The 3,336-nt window shown below is 53.1% G+C and carries 4 protein-coding genes; all 4 read right to left on the bottom strand.

The genetic code is table 11. From position 1 onward, the window contains the following. Nucleotides 1–181: 181 nt before the first annotated feature. The gene (locus J1785_RS02195) at nt 182–859 is read right to left on the bottom strand and encodes an anti-sigma factor (protein WP_129952413.1); all 678 of its coding nucleotides are present in this window, start codon (nt 857–859) and stop codon (nt 182–184) included. Further along, nucleotides 856–1,437 (bottom strand): sigma-70 family RNA polymerase sigma factor, encoded by a 582-nt coding sequence (locus tag J1785_RS02190; protein ID WP_129952414.1) that lies wholly within the window; start codon nt 1,435–1,437, stop codon nt 856–858. Before J1785_RS02190 ends, J1785_RS02195 begins: the two co-directional genes overlap by 4 nt. Nucleotides 1,438–1,502: 65 nt before the next feature. Next, on the bottom strand, nt 1,503–2,066 hold the full coding sequence (locus J1785_RS02185) for a fasciclin domain-containing protein (protein WP_129952415.1): 564 nt from the start codon (nt 2,064–2,066) through the stop codon (nt 1,503–1,505). A 186-nt stretch (nt 2,067–2,252) separates the two neighbouring features. Continuing rightward, nucleotides 2,253–3,239 (bottom strand): threonine/homoserine exporter RhtA, encoded by a 987-nt coding sequence (gene rhtA, locus J1785_RS02180; RefSeq protein WP_129952416.1) that lies wholly within the window; start codon nt 3,237–3,239, stop codon nt 2,253–2,255. Between the last annotated feature and the right edge of the window lie 97 nt (nt 3,240–3,336).

Raw genomic sequence — 3,336 nt, 5'->3', positions numbered from 1 at the left:
GATAATTATTTTCATTACGGGAGTCAGGATATTTTTAAGTGTAAGTGACAGTATGCGGATATATCTTTATCAGGTTTTTTGCGGCAGGGCATAAGAATAATAAAAGGTAACAACCTGAAATATTCATTAGGGGAAATATAACGGCGGGATAATCCCCGCCGTTAATCAGCGCGTGTTGCCTTCAAAGCGCCATCGCACCGCTATACAATACGGCACCTGTGGGTTGCCCCGTCGGAGAACCGCCGCGAGGCTCAAGGCTTATCGCCAGCGTAAAGCCCGCATCCGGCATGTTCGTTGCCAGCGCCAGTTGTGTCGGTTGCTGCGTATTCAGTAACCCGAGAGAATGCGGCTTGCCGCCCGGCGCAATGGCCCACAGTTCGAGGCTGTGGTCTGCGGCGATATTCTGTGCATTAATCGGTGTCAGCAACAAACTGCGGGTGCTCCTGTCAGCACTGACCACCCATTGCCCGGCCTGCGGCGCGTTGCTGCTGGCCAGTATTGCCACCGGCATCGGCGCTTGCGGTTGAACCAGTAAGCGTGGGATCAACAATAAGGCGGCCAGCCCGGCGGCCAGTGCCCAGCCCATATAAGCCCGCACCGGTCGTCGTGCCGTTACCGGAACTCTTGTCGGTTGCAGCGCAAGGTTATGCTGAATGCGTTTCCACACCGAGGCTGGCGGGATGACCGGGGTTATCTGATTATCCAGTTGCGTGAAGGCTTCCTGCCAGCGGGCCACTTCGGCCGCCAGTTCAGGGTCGGCCTGCATTTTTTGCTCAAACTGAATCCGTGCCGCGCCGCGCAAGGTGCCGAGCGCATATTCAGCCGCGAGGGCGGCATGATAATGGCTTCTGCTTTTCATAATCCTACGCAGCTCTTTAAGTGATCCAGGGCGCGACGGATCCAGCTTTTGATCGTCCCCAGAGGTTGTTGAAGATGCGATGAGACCTCGCCGTGCGACAGGCCCTGATAATAGGCAAGGATCAGGCTTTGTCTTTGTTCGGCAGGCAGGTGTGCAAGGCAGGCGGCCAAAATTTTGGCATCACTGTCCTGTTGCAGCCGTTGCAAGGGTTCATCATGGTCGCTGGCATCACCGTCACTCATTGTCTCATCCAGTTCATCTAACTGGTTGTCGCTTCCGCGCATCCAGTCGATAGCGCGGTTGCGGACAATATGGGTGAGCCAGGTCATCGGGGAACTGAGTGCCGGATTGTACGAGGCAGCGCGATTCCACGCGGTGATATAGCTGTCGTGCAATACTTCTTCTGCCCAGGCATGTCGCCGCAACATACGTAATGCAACGGCGAACAGCCGGGGTGACGTCAGACGGTATAATTGTTCAAATGCCTGTCGGTCACCAACGGCCATCGCGTTCATCAGTTCCCGCTGGATTTCCAGCGCTTTCTCTGGTGTTGGCTTTATTAAAAGATTGTCATGCATTCGCCCGTCCTGACTTGCTGAGATGCTGTTTCATAAGAGAAATCATGCACTCAGTATAGCCGGTATTATTTTGGCATCAGCACGGTATCAATGACGTCGATCACACCGTTCTTCTGCTGGACATCATAAGTACTGATATTGGCGATATTCCCTTTGGCGTCTTTGAGCTGAATATTGTGCGGGCCGTTGTTGAGGATCCACAGCGGCTGGCCGTTAACGGTTTTCAGTTCCGCTGTGCCGTTACCTTTTTTCAGCAGTTTTTCGAGATCCTTCATTTCATATTTACCGGCCACGACGTGATAGGTCAGGATGCTGGTCAGGGTGGCTTTATTTTCAGGTTTCACCAGATTATCCACGGTGCCTGCCGGTAATTTTGCGAAGGCGGCATTGGTCGGGGCGAATACGGTGAACGGACCTTTACCTTGCAAGGTATCTACCAGACCGGCGGCTTTCACGGCAGCGACAAGCGTGGTGTGGTCTTTCGAGTTAAGGGCGTTTTCTACGATATTTTTGGACGGGTACATTTCTGCACCACCGACCATGGTGGTGCTTTGGGACATCATTGCAGCCATTGACGCGGTGCTCAGCAGAAGAGAAGCACAGATAGCGGTACGGATTAATGTTTTCATGATGGTGTCCTTGGGAGTTGAGTAGGTAAGGTCTTGCCTCACATCTATACATACGAATCACCCCCCGCTTTTGGATGCAGGAAAAACGATAAAAAAACGAATTACATGAAAAATATTTTCAACCTGTTGATTGAAAAGAAAAAGCCACGTCGGTCAAACGTGGCTTTATGTGTTGCAGGGGCAGGATTATTTGCCAGAAGGATGGTTGCCGGGAATATCGACTGTCTCGATTTTGGTCTTCCGCTGGATAGTGAGTGTGGAACCTGCCGACGCCGCGATAATCGCTGCCAGACCCATCCACTGGGTCGCGGTCAGGAATTCACCGAGGAAGATAATGCCCGAAAGTGCCGCCATTGCCGGTTCCATGCTCATCAGCGTGCCGAAGGTTTTGGCTGGCAATTTGGTCAGCGCCATCATTTCCAGGGAATAAGGAATGGCAGAAGTGAGCAGGGCGATCAGCAAACCGAGCGGTAAAATCTCCCAACTAAAAATAGAGGTGTGAGCCTGTACTGCCCCAATCGGGAAGAAAATTAACGCGGCAATCAGTGACCCCATCGCCGCGGTACCCGGCCCGTAACTGCTGCCTGCGCGTTGTCCTGCGAGGATATAAACGGCCCAGCAGGCACCGGCGATCAGCGCAAAGCACGCGCCTTTGAGATCAACACCGCCAGCACTTTGCCCGAGAGGCAACAGCAACAGCAACCCCGTCACAGCCAGTACTACCCAGATGAAATCTACCGGGCGTCGCGAGGAGAACATCGCGACTGCCAGCGGGCCGGTAAATTCCAGTGCAACGGCAATGCCCAGCGGGACCGTTTGCAGGGCCAGATAGAACGAATAGTTCATACAGCCCAGCGCCAGTCCATACATCAGCAGCGCACGCAAATTACCGCCGCGCATTTTCAGACGCCACGGACGAAAATAGAGAAGTAATAAAACAGAGCCGAGCCCAAGACGTAATGCCGTGACACCTTGCGGACCGACTACCGGGAAAAGCGTTTTGGCCAGCGACGCCCCGCCTTGTAATGACAACATGGCGATCAGTAACAATAAAATCGCTATCAGCGGTGAGGTTTTTTTTGCTAACACTGGAACCGGCGGGCTGTTGTTATGCGTCGCCGTCTGCAGCGTGTTCTGCGGTTCCTGCGGCTGATGTTGTCCTGACTGTGTCATCCTTTGCGCCTTTTGAGGTGATCCATGAATCCGCAAACTCAAGATTTATAGTTTTGAAAAGAAAGGTAAAGTGCTGTCAGTGTAGAGGGAAATGTGG

It is taken from the genome of Rahnella perminowiae, from assembly GCF_019049755.1.
Classification (GTDB): domain Bacteria; phylum Pseudomonadota; class Gammaproteobacteria; order Enterobacterales; family Enterobacteriaceae; genus Rahnella; species Rahnella perminowiae.
Note: the sequence above shows the minus strand (reverse complement) of the source record. Positions and strands in the feature narration are given on the sequence as shown.